This is a genomic window from Kocuria sp. KH4 (genome assembly GCF_053711175.1).
The window spans coordinates 1-13100 of record NZ_JBSJYX010000031.1 but is presented as its reverse complement, the minus strand read 5'-3'; the positions used below and the strand labels follow the sequence as shown (position 1 = coordinate 13100).

Below are 13100 nucleotides of genomic sequence, written 5' to 3'. Positions count from 1 at the left end.
CGTTCCACCAGCTGATGCGGGCCCAGATGAGGAGCGGGCCGCCAGTGAAGACGTCGTTGGCGGTGGTGGCGTGCCAGCCTTGGCCGCACCAGCAGCCCCACACCTGGCCGGCCCGGGCCGGGAGTGGCCGGGTGCCGGCGCAGGAGTGGTGGTGGCGGGTCATGCCTGGCCTCCATCGGCGGTGCATGAGAACGGGGAGCAGCCGTTGAGGGAGCTGTCGTCTTCGAGGGACTCCTCGAACTCCGCGAGGGCGATGGCTTGCAGCACGTCGCCCTGGCGATCCGCCCATTCGCGATAGGTCACCCGGTCGATCGGTGCCTCTGCCAGCGGTATCCGGGATCGGTGTAGGAAGGCTTGACCGAGCAGCGGTTGGCCTTGCTCGGTCGCTCGAGCTGACCCGGCGCGGATGGCCCTGTCGAAGGACACGGCGTCGTTCCATTCCGCGGGGCTGTTATCGCGGAGCTCGCGCCACTGCCTGTTGGTGTGGAACGGGCAGCCGATGCAGGCCGACTTGGGGGTCGTCTCGAAGCCGTGCCGGGTGAGTATCGCGCGGCAGGCGTCCCGGTCCATGCCAAGCTCCAGCAGCGGGTACTTGTTGCGGGAGTAGGAGACATCGCCGGTCTTCAGCTTTCCGTCCTGGTCCAGCGCCCGGTCTCGCTCGTCGGTGCTGATCCCGACCCACTGCTCGACGTACCGGCCGCGGGGCACTCGGCCGGGCTTGCCATCCTCGCGGGCCGGTGCGCCCAGCAGCTCTCGGACCTTTTCCTTGATCGGCTTGAGCTTGTACTCGCTGGTGCACTGTCGGCGGGTCATGCCGTCTCCGCCGTCGCGGTTCTTGATGTAGAGCGGCATGGATGCGAAGCGGTGCGACGGGTCCAGGGCGTCATTACGTATGTTCCCGGAGGAGACACGGTAGATCGGAATGCCTGCCGGCTGGGCGATCTCCCGCTCGATCCTGTTGAGGTGCTCGTAGACGGCCGCCGGCTCCCACCCGGTATCCGAGAAGATCGCCCCGTCCAGCTTGGGCAGTGTGCCCAGGGCGGACATGAGGAGCAGCGCCGTGGACTGAACGCCGGCTCCGAGTGAAAGAATCTGCATGCTCACGCTGCGACCCCCTCTGGGAGAGCATCGATGTGCGTCAGCGGCACCCGGTGGGGACGCCAGATGACCTCGATGGCCTGCGTCTCGGTCAGTCCCCTCCGGGACGGGTGAGGGTCGTGGGCGATCTGCAGGGTGTCCGGGTCGAGGACCACGGCGTGCAGGAACGGGCCGCGTGGGGAAGGTCCGGCACCGATGATGCCGAGCACGTCCCCGGCCTGACGGATGGCCGTCAGGCGGTCCTCGTCGTCGGCGCCGAGGAAGGTGTGCATGAGGCCCTCGTGGTGCGCCCAGGCCTGGACGTTGATCCACCAGTCCCCCGGGAGCGAGACGATGTGCGGGACGTTGGCCAGTGGTTTCTCGACGATGGACGCCAGGCACGCCTGGTAGCAGTTCCCGGGGACACCGTTGGCGTCCGTGCCATCGTCGTTGGCCGCGAGGATGTCCTGATCGATGGGAATCATGCCTCACCGCCCTTCGGAGCGAAGACGTCGATGAAAGCGTCCGTCTGCGCGTCCTGAGGTCCGTAGGTGCGGATTGCCTTGATCTGCGAGCGGAAGCCGGCAGTGACCCGGATGCGCGTGTCCGGCGCGATCCCGACTCGCCGGGCCTCGTCCACGAACGCCTCCAGCTCGGACATGGTCAGGCCGGTCTCGGCGCTGGCTGCGGTCTGGGTGATGGTCTGGTGCATGGCCATGGTCAGGACTCCTCGTCCGTGGTGGTTGGTGGGTAGGCGATGTAGAGCACGACCGGTTCGCGGTCAGTGGGGACGGGATCCTCGCGGAACTCCACTCCTCCCTCGACCGGGACGAAGATGCCTTCGTAGAAGATGGGCTCTGCTCCGTCCTGGGTCTTGGGCGCCAGGCGGTAACGGGGCTGCTCCGGCCGGGGCATACCCGGGAAGAGCAAGTCCCAGGTGTCCTTGTCGAGCGACGCCGGCACCTGGACGGTCACCGTGAGGGACTCGGTCGTGTTGCCCGGGATCCGAACGACGTCACCGCCCAGCTCCGGGATCTCGATCGGCTCCGGCATCATGCGTCCACCTCCGTCGTCCCCAGAGCCGCGAGTGCCGTTGCGAGGTCTTCGGCCTTGATGAGGACGTCGCGGCTCTTACCGGGCCCTGCGGGGCCGAGGATGCCGAGCTCGGCGAGGTCTTCGCTGAGACGGAGGGCCCGGGCAAAGCCGACGCGGAGTTTGCGCTGGAGCATGGAGACGGAGCCGAACTGGGTGGTGATGACGAGCTCAGCGGCCTGGCGGAGAAGGGCATCGTCGCCGGTCGGGGTGGGGGTGTCTTCTCCGAGGGCGCGGCGGATGTCGCCTTGCTGGAACTCGACGGTGATGCCCTGGTCGGCCATGTCGCGGACGATGTCGGTCATGGCCTCGTCGACCATGCCGATCACCTCGGTGCGGAAGCTGTCGTGCTTCTGGCTGCCGTCGAGGGCGGCGTCGAGGCGGGGGTGCCAGTCGGCGTGGGCGATGCCCTCGGCCGGGGTGTCCGTGGACCAGCCGGTGCAGTAGCCCATGAAGTGGTTGCCGACCTGGATGTAGATGTCGGTGCGGCCGGCGACGCGGAATTCGGCGTCGTCCTTGTAGAGCTTCGTGGCGGTGCGGAACCGGCCGAGCAGCTCCGGGTCGGTGGAGAGGTCCGCCAGTGTTGAGGGCACGAGCACGGAGGCGCGGAGCTTGGACCACATGCGCTCGGGCCCGTAGTCCCGGGCGTCGATGCCGGCCATCCGGACGCGGCGGCCGCCGAACATTTTGTCGGCCTCCACGAACTCCACCTCGGTGCGGCGCTCCTCCTTCGCGGGCAGCTGCTCCCCGGTCTTCGTGTGGAACTCCGGCGGGAGCTTCGTCACCTGGTGGGTCACGGTGATCTCCACGACCGTCTCGTCCCGCGGGGCGAGCACTCCGGGGATCTGCGCGGCGTCGTCCTTATGAAGGGCGAAGTCCACCAGCTCCCCGTCCCAGTCGTCCGCGTACAGCGACACCGCGGCCGTCGCACCCGTGCCGCCCTCGGAACCGGAGACCAGCAGCTCCGCCGTCGAGGTCACGTGGAAGTGCATGCACGACGCCTCGGCGCTGTCCTTGTCGCGGGGCACATGCGGCGCCACCGCCTTGATCGCCTTCGCCAGGTCCGACCCGGCCACGCTGAACACGCTCATGGCCGCACTCCAATCGATGGCAGGACCGCGGCGAGACGGTCCGGGCGGTAGCCGTACCAGTGGACGCCTGACTCCTGGTTCGGCCCGGCGTCCGGGTCTTCGACGACGACGACCGGCACGGCTTGGTAGCCAAGGACCTCGGTCACGAAACGCATGGCGGCCGGATCGGAGGACACGTCGGTTTCGCTGAACTGGACTCCATTGCGGATCAGCCATGCCTTGGTGCGGTCGCACTGGACGCACGACGGCTTTCCATAGACCACAACGGCCCTGTCTTGGGCGATCGTGGCGTCGAGCGAGCTGAGGACGCCGGCGAGCACGTCCTCCCTCTCTTGGGCGGGGTAGTTCATCGGGTAAGTCCCTTCTTGATCACGGGGCGGTCGGGACGCTGAAGCACGACCAGGTCGCGGCGAGCGCTGCGGGCGATGGCGTCGTACTGGTGGGCAATTCGGGTAATCCGCCGGCGGTGCCAGCGCGCATTGGGGGCTATGGGGTGCCGTGCGTCCATGCGGAGGCGGGCGGCATGCACCTGGGCGTCGAGCAGCTGGCGATGGATCTGCAGGAGGGCGTATCGGAAGGCGAGTTCTCCGATCGAGATCCGAAGGTCCGTGCCCAGCCGGTCGTTGACGCGGATGTGGAAGCCGGACAACGCCCGGCGCCGGCGATCCTCGGCGCGGAGCTCCTGCAGCTGCTCGTACTCGGGGTACTCAGACACCGGGGGCCTCCGGTGCGTAGTAGTCGACGGTCACCGTGACGGGGTAGGTGAAGTCATCAGGCTCGGCGAAGCAGGCGACGACGAGGGTCCCTGCCTTGGCCTTGGTGAGGGCCTCCTCGTCTTCGTTCCAGGGGCGGAGGCACATCGGGCCGTCCTCGCTCTCGAAGTAGAGCCAGGCGCGGCCGTCGGCCTCTCTGAGCTGGGCGAGGCCGTTGAAGTGGCCGCTTTCGGCGTAGGTGGAGAGCTGCTCCCATGTGTCGAAGACGATGGATACGGGCCCGGTCTTCTCGTCCTCGGTCGACGCCTCGGCGTAGGTGGCCTCGAAGATGTCCGGCTTGCACGGGTAGAACTTTCGGTCGTCGGTGGGGAAGGGCTCCCTGATGACGTAGTCGCCGGGGGAGGCGAGCATGAGGCCCTCCGCGGTGGTGATCACCAGACCTGCCTCCGGCTTGGTCCGGTTCTTCCGCTCGGCGGCGCCGCCGAGGCGTCCGATCCAACTAAGGATGTGGTTAGCCGACTCCGTGGTGCCCTCGTAACGCATGGCCTCGATTTCGACGGGCTTCTTCCGGAACGTCCGGGGCTCGTTGGTGGTCATGGTCAGTGGTCCTCTCGTTGGGCCCGGAGACGGGCGATCAGGGCGGGCTCCGCGGCGAGCGCCGCGGGGTTGTCGATGAGTTGGTTGAGGCGTTGGAAGTAGCGGGTGACGGTGGGGCCGGTGCCGGCCCCGTAGTGGGAGCCGCCCATGATGCGAGCGCACTCCTGTTCCTTGGCGCCCTGGTATTTCCAGGAGCGCTTCTCGTTGGCGAGGATCGCCACGTCCACTGCGGTGAGCGCGGTGGGGTCCAGGGGCGGGAGGTGCAGGACGGTGGGGGAGGGGAGGCGGTCCGAGTCGTTGCCCTGGGCGCCGGTGCCGTGGGTGGGGCAGGAGCCGTCCACGGCGCCGCGGTGCTCGAGGCGGGTGGCGCGGCCTGTGCCGCAGGTGCACCCGTGGCGGGGGCAGGCCAGCGAGCGGCGGGCGGGCTTCTCACCGTCTGCGGGGAGACAGCAGCAGGCGAGGGCGGCGGCGGTCTCAAGCACGGCCTGGCCTCCGCTTCTGCTCGTGGGCCCAGTGAAGGTAGATCGCGCCCCAGCCGGTGCCGAGGACGTTGACCAGCTCGTTGGCGACGTCGCGGTCCGTGGCCCAGGGGTAGTCGGCGGCGACGTTGCGGGCTGCGGTGCAGGCCTCGTCGGCGGTGGCCGGCTGTGCAGTGGCCACTTCACGGATGCGTGCCTGGAACCTCTGGCGGTCTGAGAACTGCACGGGCGGGCGTGTGCTGGGCGCGGCGGTCATGCTGCACGCTCCACGGCCTTGGAAGCGGGCTGGGGCTTGCGGCGGTCCGGAATCAAAGCCAGGACGTCGTCGCGTCCATGAAGCCTTGCCGTTGCCTTGATTGGGTGGATTCCGGACCAGCCCATCCGAACGGCGGCCTCATCGGCGGGTACGCCCTGACGCAACAGCGCAGCGAACTTGTCCAACCGCTTCTTCGTCCTCGCCCGCTTCCGCTCGGCGATGTGTGAGTTCTCGGCAATGCGTCCGTCTGGTAGCACGGCCAGCGCGTCGGTTCGGTTGAGGCGGGTGGCTGTGGCCCTGGCCGTGGAACTTTTGGCGTATCCGGCCTCGATCGATGCTTCGTGGACGGGCATGCCCTCGCGGATGAGGCGCACGAGCTTGTCCAGGCGGGCGTGTGCTTCGACGGTCTGCTCGGTGATGCGCGGCATCTTGGTCGTACGCACGGTGGGCTTGGACTGCGGGGTGGGGGCGGGCGCCGGTTCCGGCGCTCCCGCCCGCGCCCGCTCAGCTCGTTGGCGCATAGCTTCGAGGTCCGCCACCCGGTAGAAGCACTTCGCGCCGGGTGCTCGTTTGCCGACGGCCACGGGCAAGCCGTGACGCTTGATCCACTTGCTGAAGGTGGTGCTTCCCACGCCGAGGTACATGACCGATTCCCGGGTGTTCAGCAGGCAGTCCGGGCCGACGGCCTGCGTCGCGTCCTCGCCGACCCTGGCGACCGCGGCAGCGATCTCCTCGGACGGCACGATGGGACGGCGAGCGGACGGCGGTGCCATGACACTCCCGTACTTCTCCGCGTACGCCCGAGCCAGCTCGCGTCTACGCTCTGCTGCTGCGCTACTCTCACGCGGCACGGGACTCACGCTCCTCGTCCTCGGATGGGCGTGTGCCGTCCTCGTTGAGGAGACCGACCTCGCGCAGGACGACCGGGAGGTCGGCGAGTGCGTCTGCGCCGGTGGCGTGGAAGCCGAGCGCGTGCTCCTGGCCGTTGTCGTCGAGCAGCCAGACTTCCCACTCGGCGACGTAGAGGCCGGCGCGGCGGCCGGTGAGGTTGCGGGGGTCGGCCGCGGGGAGGCCGGCGGCCAGCCGAATGCCGGAGACGGTGCGGATGCGCAGGCGCGGGTTCCCGGTGCGGCGCGGGGCACGGCCGTGTGTGGGGTCAACGATGGGCGGTGCGAGGACCGCGGCGAGAGGGGACAAGGTGGGCTCCTCAATGCTGGAGAGGGAGTGGACGATGACGAAGTCCTGCTGGGTGGGCTCGGCCTCGACGATCCCGACGAGGGCGGCGAAGAACTTGCGGAGGTCAGCCACGGTCGGCCACCTCCTGGGCTTGATCGGCGCGGTGGGCGGCCGGCAGGACGGCCAGCCCGATGGAGATGAGTGCGATCAAGGCGACGATCGGCAGGCCTCCGGAAAGAGGGCCGGCCGCGGGGCCGAGCAGGGTGGTGATCGCCGTGACGACGGCGAGCGCGATGTCAGCCACGGTCGGTCACCTCGATGAGCTCGGGGTTGCTCTGCATGACGGTGTCCCAGGGGACGCCGAACCGGCCGAGCCAGCTCCACCCCTGGTGCTCGGGCCACCAGCGCAGGAACGTGCCCGTGTCGTGCTGGGGCTTGCGCCACCGGCTGGCGTGGTCCGGCTCGGGATCGCCCGGACGGATCACCCTGGGCGCGGTCTGGTCGGCCGGGGCGACGGCGGCGTCGGTGGCGCTCATGCTGCGTTCTCCCGGGCAAGGCGGGTGCGGATCGCATCCAGACCCTTGGCGGTGACCCGGACCTGGGGCGTGTCGACGACGCGCTCACCGGTAACCGGGCAGGAGTGGTAGCGGGCCTTCTCGTGCAGACGGCCGTTGTCGACCTGGGACTGCCGTGCCCGCGGGGCGCCGCACTGGCGGTAGATCCAGCCCCACTCCTCGAGCTTCGAGCGGAGGCGTCGCTCCCCGACGATGAAGCCGAGGTGACGGGACACCGTCTTGGCCGCCTCGTTGACCGAGTAGTCCCCGACCGAGGAGACGAAGGACTCAAAGGCCTCGACCTTCGGGCGGGCCACCTCGAGGGCGCCGCGCAGCTGCTGGTTCTCCTCCTCAGCGGCGAGCGCCAGCTGCAGGATCTCCATGCGGGTCAGCTCGGCCGGGGCGGTCGGCGGGGTGGTCTCGGCTTCGCGGGTGCGGATCGCGAAGTAGGACTGGGCGGCGGCGACCTCGGGCTTGCGGGGGTCGCCGTTCATTGCCACGAGGTAGGCGGCGTAGCGGGAGAGCCGGTAGTCCTCGCGGGGCCGGCCGCCGGACTTTTCGGTGACGGCAACGAAAAGCCTGGCGGGGTCCATGCCCTGGTTCGCGGCCGTGGCCTTGGCCCGGTCGATGGAGGCGACGAAGTTGCGCCAGTCGGCGCCGTAGCCCTGCAGCGGCATCATGTCGCGGGCGGACCAGAACTCGTCGCCGTGGTCGTCCATCTGGCGGATGCTGTCGAACGGGGAGACCCGGTCTCCGTCGAAGAGAGTGAGGTCGGTCATCGGAATCGGTCCCTTCTGGCGTGGTGTTGGGTCAGCCGCGGCGGGTTTGGTTGTCCATCAGGCGAGCGCCGATGATGGCCAGCGGTGGGGAGACGACGAGCCAGCCGATGGCGCCCACGAGGGCTCCCCAGCCGCCGTACCCAGCGACGAAGAGGACGAGGGCGGCGGTGAGGAGCACGGCGCCGAGCACCGTGCCAATCACGGCGAGCGCCTCGGCCCGGCGGTGCGCGGCGGAACGGCGGACCGGACCCCGGGCGGGGGCAGGAACCGGGCGGCCGGCGAGCGGCATGTCGTCGCCGGTGGCTGCCAGCTCGGTGACCGTCGCGACGCCGGCCTGGATCATGAGGTGGACCACCGGCATGCCGAGGCGCTCCTGCATCCGTCGGGCCCAGGTCACGTCGAGCTCGTGGGTGCCGGCCTCGATCTCCTGGAGCACGTAGTCGTGGTGCACGGAGTGGAGGTCCATGGCCTCCAGCGCCCGCTCCCGGGTGATGCCCCGGAGGAGGCGCTCGGCCCGGAGGAGGCGGCCGAAGTAGCGCCAGGCGTCGGCGCGTTCGGTGGCGTACTGCTCGACCGACACGACCCGGGCGCGCTGGGCTCGCAGGGTCGGGTGGTTCGGGGACTGCTGCATCTTGTCGAGAGACATCGGTAGACTCCTTGTCGGATTCATTGGCTTGGATCTGTCCGGGGTTCGAGGTGAGATGCGCCCCGGAGGAAGCGGTCGCCTGTTGGCTCAGGTGGCCGCTTTTCTTATGCGGTCTTGCGGGTCCGGTGTGCTGCCCGGGACCGGCTGGTCGAGCGGAACGGGTCGGGCTGGGATGCCTGCTCGGCCACCGCGCTCAGTTGCGTCGGGGCCGCGGCGCTCTTCGTCGGTGTCCGTCGCGCGGCCTGCTTGAGGGCCTTGATGTCCTCGGGGAAGAAGACGATCTTGTTGCGGCTCCCGCGGTGGTGAGCGATCTCGTCCGTGCGGGCCATGCGCCGCAGCTCGTGCTCGCTGTGCAGGCCCGTCATCTCGGCGACCTCCTTGGGGGAGTAGCCGCGGAACCCCTCGACGGCGCTCATGCCGCCACCGGCACGGCGTGATGCTTGGAGCCTGCCGCGTTTGTCATTCGGGTCACGCGAGTGTTCTCCTCGCGGTCGAACAGCTCGTCCACGTCGCGGCGCAGCCACTTCGCGATCTGCTTGGCCAGGTCCTCCGAGCATCGAAGCATGTTGCCGGCCTCGAGTCCCGAGATGGCGGCCTGCGAGCAGCTGCACAGTGCGGCCAGCTGCCGCTGGGTGTAGCCCTCGGCCTTGCGGCGTTTGGCCAGCTTGCTGCGGTCAATGGGCTTCATGTTCACCTCCCTGATCAGACGCTTCCGGGGACGCCTGTATGGCTTGCGATCGATGGGGTTGTATCCGGCGTACGTGTTCATCATGATCCTTTCTCGAACTGCTGACAAGTGAAGCGTGCCGCAGATGCCATTCACTTGTCAACGCTATGTCCCGCGTTCCCCGTAAAGTAGCGGCCAGTAAGGATGTCACTTTTATTTTTTTCGCTTCTGGCCAGTGGCACTACTAGAACCAGCACGTTGAGGATCGAAGCATGACGAACCAGCCCCTCACCCTCCGCGATATCGCGCAAGCAGCATCGGACCGCCACAACGGCGCCCGAGGCCGCGAGCTCGACCGCATCGCGAAGTCCAGAGGGCTGACGTTGTCGTACACGACCGTGGACAAGATCCTCAACGGCATCTACACCTCGCGCCCCAAGCGCAGCACGCTCGACGCTCTGGCCCAGCTGGCCGGCATCCCGCAAGAGAAGGCCTACGAAGCAGCAGGCATGCCGCTGCCTCAGACCCGACTCCAGGACCAGCTACCGCCCGACATCGACGAGCTACGCCCGGACCAGCGCAAGATGCTCATCGACCTTGCCCGCGGACTTCTTCAACAGAACCGCCGCGAGCAGGAGCTTCTACGCCGGCTCGCTCAACTCGAGGAGCGTGGTGGGAATGCAGTCAGTACCGCCCCCATTACCCACGCGGGGGAGAGCCCCGCAACCGACCCGGAGCGCCGCGAGCGCTCCACCCTGCACTCCCTGCTGGATGAGGCATCTACCTCATCCAGGGACACGGAGAACGCAGAGGACGGCGGCACCGAGGGCGACGAGCTCGCCCGCCGGCGCCGCGCGCGTGAGGCCGGGCAAGAAGAGATCCCGCTTCCGGACGAGGACCTGCTGGCCGGCTACGACGAACCGCAGGAGAGCATCCTCGCGCGCGAGCAACAAGACGCGGACGCTGAGGGGTCGCAAGACTAGATCACAACTTCGCTCGGGCTGGGCGGGGTAAGGGGAGAGCCGGCAGGTAGCTACACGACGCGCGGCTCCTGTTAAGGGAAGGCGGTATTGCTGGTGCCACCAAGGCGCGGAATGCCAGGACTCGCGGTGACCGACCTGGTCTACAACGAAGAGCTGGGGACACAGGAGATCTTCAACGGAACCGCGCAAGTTCTCGTCAAGCAGCAGGACCCTGCGGGTCACGCCATGCTGCTTCATGAGTACCTGACGGCTCGGCTGGCCAACTCTCTGGGTGTCCCTGTGCCATTTGGCGAAGTGGCCAAGACAGACATCGAATTTGGTGAAGGATGGGCCACTGCCATAGTTGGAGGAACCGGCCAGGAATTCGCGCCGCCGTCGCTCCACGATGTGCTCACACAGGAGCCGCACATCCTTGCTGGGATTGCGGCACTTGATGCTTGGGTCCTCAATGCGGATCGGACCGAGGAGAACCTCCTATGGGCTCCCGATCTAGGCTTGTGGGCGATTGACCATGAGAAGGCGTTCACGGGCGATGATCCCCGACTCGAAGCCCTAACAGCCGCCGTTGGGGCCGCGCGGGCTGCCAGCGCCATGGTGGACCTGCCATGGGATCCCACGCTCTTCGCGGTCTGGATCACCATGATCGAGACCCATGGTTCACAGTGGGCGCAAACCGCCGTGCAAGGGGCCATCCGACGAAGGCTGGTTACCCGCGCCAACGGCCGGGCCTACGAGCGCTTCCTGATCGACCGAGCGCGGGTCATACGGCATCTCTGTGCAGAGACCTATAAGTTGAATGGAAATCCGCTTGACCGGCACGGGATGTCACCGCTAGGCGATGTCTGAACCAGCTCCTAGATTGATCGGTCCAGGGACCTTAGGCAGGGGAGGAGGCGACGTCCATGGGTGCTACGTGGTACTTACTGCAGTACACGGCAGACCTCCGCAAGCATGAGGCGCGCAACATGGGCGTGCTCGTGGAGTCGCCGGAGGGATGGCACATGCGCTTCGCTGCCCTGAAACCCGATGGGAAAGTTGATGGGCGCAGGCTCCGAGCTTTTCAGGTCGACAAGCACGTCTACCAATCGTGGGTCGACTACTACTCCCGGCGCGCGATGGCCGGCAAATGGGAAGAAGTCGAGGCATTCCAACGACGTCGGGGTGGCAACTTCCGGGTCATCAAGGCGGGTTTACACATGCGGCCTGAGGAAAATTGGTCTTTGTTTACCGATGTGCTGTTCCAGGATCTAGTACAGCAGCCCCCCGGGGAACGAAACACTCTTGAGGATCGGGTCCGTGCAATTCTTACCAAGGCCTTGATACCTGCTGAGGAAGAGGTGGAGGTGCCAGGCAAGTGGCGGGATGACGACGATGAAGTCATGATCCCGTTCGACTTTGGCCTCACCCGAGAGCATTACCAGGTGATGGAGCTAGTTTCGGCGCAACCAACTTCAATTCTAGGCTTGAAAGCTCGCATTGATGCTGTCACGCGGGTGGATCCCAAGACTGAACTCGTAGCCTTCGTGTCACACCGCGCTTACAAAAGCGATAGCGCCCTTGACAAGGCTTTGCGTCCGATAGAGGCAATTGCCCACGCGATTGACATCGATAACGAAGACGAGGCCGCGGATCAACTGCGTGAAATTGTCGACGCATAAGTAGGTCAACCAAATCGTCGTGGTGCTGGGAGTGGGTTTGGCGTGTCGCACTTGTTGTCCTGTCCCCAGGACTGTCTAGGTTCAAACGCATGAACCCTTGGGCCGTGCTCCCCCCACACGTCACCGTTCACCACCGTCGCCTTGTCAGGCACGCCGGCATGACAGATGGTCACGCGACCATCTGGCTCGATGACCGCTTGACCGAGATCGAGCAAAGGTGCGCGCTGGCGCACGAGCTCGTGCACCTCGCAGAAGGTCATGAAGGGCACCAGTCCGAGGCTGTGGAGGAAAAGGTCCGTGCGAGCACCGCCCGGCTGCTAATTCCCTTCCCCAAGCTCTGGGCGGTGAGGCACTGGCAAGGCTCGGTGCACGGGCTGGCCGGTGATCTCGGCGTGACGCCGGCGGTCCTGCGAGACCGGATGCGCTGGAGCACCCACGAGGAGCGAAACAGCCTGCAGTCGGGCCACTGGGACGGCGCAGGGGAGTGCTGAACCGCCTGTTGACGCCGTCAACGGCGTGCCCCGCGGGACTTGAATCGCTCCCTACCGTTCCCCACGGTTTCCATATGGTTGCGCTACGTTACGCCTAGCCCATTGGTGTTCGACTCCCTCCTGGGGCACCGGAGACCCCCTCTCATCAGGCACCGTGCCAGTGGGAGGGGGTTCGTTGTTCGGTGGGAGGTGGTGCTTCCAGCGCAAGCCCGACACGTGCTCTCCGAACACTGCGAGCGCGTCCGTCGCGTCGGGAATGCCCGTGAGCTTCTCGACATCGTGCCCGACCGTGCGGACCTCGGACGAGCGGCCGAGCCGCGCAGACGCAGCCGGAACGCCCGACGCCCCACGAGTGCCTGCAGCGGCGCGGATGCGAGGCGGATCCTTGTTCCGGTGATCGACCCCCTCGGACTGCCCGGCCCGGCTTCGGCCGACGGCCCACAGGATGCCGGCATCCCGCCGATACGTGCACCCGTCGCCGGGAGCACGTCCAGGGCATCCCGGACGTCTCCGAGACCTTCACGCAGGTCGTGGACCTTCAGGGACCGTGAGCGCCCGAACAATCTTCTTGGGCACGTCGACGGCTTCGACGTTGCGCCTGGAGGTCATGGCTGCGGCACCGCGACGGGCCGCGCGCCCGAACATCTGCCGCCACACCGTCCGGCGGAGCCTGGCCGTCGGCGCCGATGCTTCTGGCGGATGACCTCCCCACCCGACAGGAACCCCACGGCCAGGCCCCGATCCCCACCCACCTCGGCGAGCCCGTCGCGACGGCAAGGACCACACCACCAAGGACTGCGGCCCGCTGCCGGACCTGCGGGGCGGGGCAGGGGGGGGGGGG

General features: G+C 67.6%; 22 protein-coding genes. 4 read left to right on the top strand and 18 right to left on the bottom strand.

The window, feature by feature from the left end:
• Positions 1-159: 159 nt before the first annotated feature.
• The 18 genes from ACWCOM_RS17175 to ACWCOM_RS17090 all read right to left on the bottom strand — a co-directional run bounded on the left by ACWCOM_RS17175 (position 160) and on the right by ACWCOM_RS17090 (position 9232).
• Positions 160-1104, bottom strand: coding sequence for a hypothetical protein (locus ACWCOM_RS17175; protein WP_454549964.1), 945 nt, complete (start codon positions 1102-1104; stop codon positions 160-162).
• Positions 1101-1562 (bottom strand): hypothetical protein, encoded by a 462-nt coding sequence (locus tag ACWCOM_RS17170; RefSeq protein WP_454549963.1) that lies wholly within the window; start codon positions 1560-1562, stop codon positions 1101-1103. The genes ACWCOM_RS17175 and ACWCOM_RS17170 overlap by 4 nt, the downstream gene beginning before the upstream one ends.
• A complete protein-coding gene (locus ACWCOM_RS17165) occupies positions 1559-1795 on the bottom strand; it encodes a hypothetical protein (protein ID WP_454549962.1) in 237 nt (78 codons plus the stop codon). Before ACWCOM_RS17165 ends, ACWCOM_RS17170 begins: the two co-directional genes overlap by 4 nt.
• Before the next feature lie 2 nt (positions 1796-1797).
• A complete protein-coding gene (locus ACWCOM_RS17160) occupies positions 1798-2133 on the bottom strand; it encodes a hypothetical protein (protein WP_454549961.1) in 336 nt (111 codons plus the stop codon).
• Complete coding sequence (locus ACWCOM_RS17155) at positions 2130-3260, bottom strand: DNA translocase FtsK (protein WP_454549960.1); 1131 nt, start codon at positions 3258-3260, stop codon at positions 2130-2132. The genes ACWCOM_RS17160 and ACWCOM_RS17155 overlap by 4 nt, the downstream gene beginning before the upstream one ends.
• Entirely contained in the window at positions 3257-3610 is a 354-nt protein-coding gene (locus ACWCOM_RS17150; RefSeq protein WP_454549959.1) for a glutaredoxin family protein, read from the bottom strand. The genes ACWCOM_RS17155 and ACWCOM_RS17150 overlap by 4 nt, the downstream gene beginning before the upstream one ends.
• Positions 3607-3975, bottom strand: coding sequence for a hypothetical protein (locus tag ACWCOM_RS17145; RefSeq protein WP_454549957.1), 369 nt, complete (start codon positions 3973-3975; stop codon positions 3607-3609). Before ACWCOM_RS17145 ends, ACWCOM_RS17150 begins: the two co-directional genes overlap by 4 nt.
• Positions 3968-4570, bottom strand: a complete 603-nt coding sequence (locus tag ACWCOM_RS17140) for a hypothetical protein (RefSeq protein ID WP_454549956.1) — start codon at positions 4568-4570, stop codon at positions 3968-3970. Before ACWCOM_RS17140 ends, ACWCOM_RS17145 begins: the two co-directional genes overlap by 8 nt.
• 2 nt (positions 4571-4572) lie before the next feature.
• Positions 4573-5052: a DUF3263 domain-containing protein gene (locus tag ACWCOM_RS17135; protein WP_454549955.1), complete on the bottom strand. Its 480-nt coding sequence runs from the start codon at positions 5050-5052 to the stop codon at positions 4573-4575.
• On the bottom strand, positions 5045-5230 hold the full coding sequence (locus ACWCOM_RS17130) for a hypothetical protein (RefSeq protein WP_454549954.1): 186 nt from the start codon (positions 5228-5230) through the stop codon (positions 5045-5047). The genes ACWCOM_RS17135 and ACWCOM_RS17130 overlap by 8 nt, the downstream gene beginning before the upstream one ends.
• Positions 5231-5301: 71 nt before the next feature.
• On the bottom strand, positions 5302-6078 hold the full coding sequence (locus ACWCOM_RS17125; protein WP_454549953.1) for a hypothetical protein: 777 nt from the start codon (positions 6076-6078) through the stop codon (positions 5302-5304).
• A 67-nt stretch (positions 6079-6145) separates the two neighbouring features.
• On the bottom strand, positions 6146-6613 hold the full coding sequence (locus ACWCOM_RS17120) for a hypothetical protein (RefSeq protein WP_454549952.1): 468 nt from the start codon (positions 6611-6613) through the stop codon (positions 6146-6148).
• Positions 6606-6785 carry a hypothetical protein gene (locus tag ACWCOM_RS17115; protein ID WP_454549951.1) on the bottom strand — a complete coding sequence of 60 codons (180 nt, stop codon included), beginning with the start codon at positions 6783-6785 and terminating at the stop codon, positions 6606-6608. Before ACWCOM_RS17115 ends, ACWCOM_RS17120 begins: the two co-directional genes overlap by 8 nt.
• Positions 6778-7017, bottom strand: coding sequence for a hypothetical protein (locus ACWCOM_RS17110; RefSeq protein ID WP_454549950.1), 240 nt, complete (start codon positions 7015-7017; stop codon positions 6778-6780). The genes ACWCOM_RS17115 and ACWCOM_RS17110 overlap by 8 nt, the downstream gene beginning before the upstream one ends.
• Positions 7014-7814, bottom strand: a complete 801-nt coding sequence (locus tag ACWCOM_RS17105) for a phage antirepressor KilAC domain-containing protein (RefSeq protein WP_454549949.1) — start codon at positions 7812-7814, stop codon at positions 7014-7016. The genes ACWCOM_RS17110 and ACWCOM_RS17105 overlap by 4 nt, the downstream gene beginning before the upstream one ends.
• 31 nt (positions 7815-7845) lie before the next feature.
• Positions 7846-8460 carry a hypothetical protein gene (locus ACWCOM_RS17100; RefSeq protein ID WP_454549948.1) on the bottom strand — a complete coding sequence of 205 codons (615 nt, stop codon included), beginning with the start codon at positions 8458-8460 and terminating at the stop codon, positions 7846-7848.
• Between the two features lie 104 nt (positions 8461-8564).
• Positions 8565-8876 carry a helix-turn-helix domain-containing protein gene (locus ACWCOM_RS17095; RefSeq protein WP_454549947.1) on the bottom strand — a complete coding sequence of 104 codons (312 nt, stop codon included), beginning with the start codon at positions 8874-8876 and terminating at the stop codon, positions 8565-8567.
• The gene (locus tag ACWCOM_RS17090; RefSeq protein WP_454549946.1) at positions 8873-9232 is read right to left on the bottom strand and encodes a helix-turn-helix transcriptional regulator; all 360 of its coding nucleotides are present in this window, start codon (positions 9230-9232) and stop codon (positions 8873-8875) included. Before ACWCOM_RS17090 ends, ACWCOM_RS17095 begins: the two co-directional genes overlap by 4 nt.
• 167 nt (positions 9233-9399) lie before the next feature.
• Here ACWCOM_RS17090 and ACWCOM_RS17085 point away from each other — a divergent pair, with 167 nt between their 5' ends.
• The 4 genes from ACWCOM_RS17085 to ACWCOM_RS17070 all read left to right on the top strand — a co-directional run bounded on the left by ACWCOM_RS17085 (position 9400) and on the right by ACWCOM_RS17070 (position 12259).
• Positions 9400-10110, top strand: a complete 711-nt coding sequence (locus ACWCOM_RS17085; protein ID WP_454549945.1) for a hypothetical protein — start codon at positions 9400-9402, stop codon at positions 10108-10110.
• 126 nt (positions 10111-10236) lie between these two features.
• The gene (locus ACWCOM_RS17080) at positions 10237-10956 is read left to right on the top strand and encodes a HipA family kinase (protein ID WP_454549944.1); all 720 of its coding nucleotides are present in this window, start codon (positions 10237-10239) and stop codon (positions 10954-10956) included.
• 119 nt (positions 10957-11075) lie between these two features.
• Complete coding sequence (locus tag ACWCOM_RS17075; protein ID WP_454549943.1) at positions 11076-11768, top strand: hypothetical protein; 693 nt, start codon at positions 11076-11078, stop codon at positions 11766-11768.
• A gap of 89 nt (positions 11769-11857) precedes the next feature.
• Complete coding sequence (locus ACWCOM_RS17070; protein ID WP_454549942.1) at positions 11858-12259, top strand: ImmA/IrrE family metallo-endopeptidase; 402 nt, start codon at positions 11858-11860, stop codon at positions 12257-12259.
• Positions 12260-13100: the final 841 nt, after the last annotated feature.

What these genes read in the sequence shown, in the direction of transcription:
- ACWCOM_RS17170 (WP_454549963.1), bottom strand. Translation starts at nt 1,562, where the DNA reads ATGATTCCCATCGATCAGGACATCCTCGCGGCCAACGACGATGGCACG.
- ACWCOM_RS17165 (WP_454549962.1), bottom strand. Translation starts at nt 1,795, where the DNA reads ATGGCCATGCACCAGACCATCACCCAGACCGCAGCCAGCGCCGAGACC.
- ACWCOM_RS17160 (WP_454549961.1), bottom strand. Translation starts at nt 2,133, where the DNA reads ATGATGCCGGAGCCGATCGAGATCCCGGAGCTGGGCGGTGACGTCGTT.
- ACWCOM_RS17155 (WP_454549960.1), bottom strand. Translation starts at nt 3,260, where the DNA reads ATGAGCGTGTTCAGCGTGGCCGGGTCGGACCTGGCGAAGGCGATCAAG.
- ACWCOM_RS17150 (WP_454549959.1), bottom strand. Translation starts at nt 3,610, where the DNA reads ATGAACTACCCCGCCCAAGAGAGGGAGGACGTGCTCGCCGGCGTCCTC.
- ACWCOM_RS17140 (WP_454549956.1), bottom strand. Translation starts at nt 4,570, where the DNA reads ATGACCACCAACGAGCCCCGGACGTTCCGGAAGAAGCCCGTCGAAATC.
- ACWCOM_RS17125 (WP_454549953.1), bottom strand. Translation starts at nt 6,078, where the DNA reads ATGGCACCGCCGTCCGCTCGCCGTCCCATCGTGCCGTCCGAGGAGATC.
- ACWCOM_RS17110 (WP_454549950.1), bottom strand. Translation starts at nt 7,017, where the DNA reads ATGAGCGCCACCGACGCCGCCGTCGCCCCGGCCGACCAGACCGCGCCC.
- ACWCOM_RS17105 (WP_454549949.1), bottom strand. Translation starts at nt 7,814, where the DNA reads ATGACCGACCTCACTCTCTTCGACGGAGACCGGGTCTCCCCGTTCGAC.
- ACWCOM_RS17100 (WP_454549948.1), bottom strand. Translation starts at nt 8,460, where the DNA reads ATGTCTCTCGACAAGATGCAGCAGTCCCCGAACCACCCGACCCTGCGA.
- ACWCOM_RS17095 (WP_454549947.1), bottom strand. Translation starts at nt 8,876, where the DNA reads ATGAGCGCCGTCGAGGGGTTCCGCGGCTACTCCCCCAAGGAGGTCGCC.
- ACWCOM_RS17090 (WP_454549946.1), bottom strand. Translation starts at nt 9,232, where the DNA reads ATGATGAACACGTACGCCGGATACAACCCCATCGATCGCAAGCCATAC.
- ACWCOM_RS17085 (WP_454549945.1), top strand. Translation starts at nt 9,400, where the DNA reads ATGACGAACCAGCCCCTCACCCTCCGCGATATCGCGCAAGCAGCATCG.
- ACWCOM_RS17075 (WP_454549943.1), top strand. Translation starts at nt 11,076, where the DNA reads ATGGGCGTGCTCGTGGAGTCGCCGGAGGGATGGCACATGCGCTTCGCT.
- ACWCOM_RS17070 (WP_454549942.1), top strand. Translation starts at nt 11,858, where the DNA reads ATGAACCCTTGGGCCGTGCTCCCCCCACACGTCACCGTTCACCACCGT.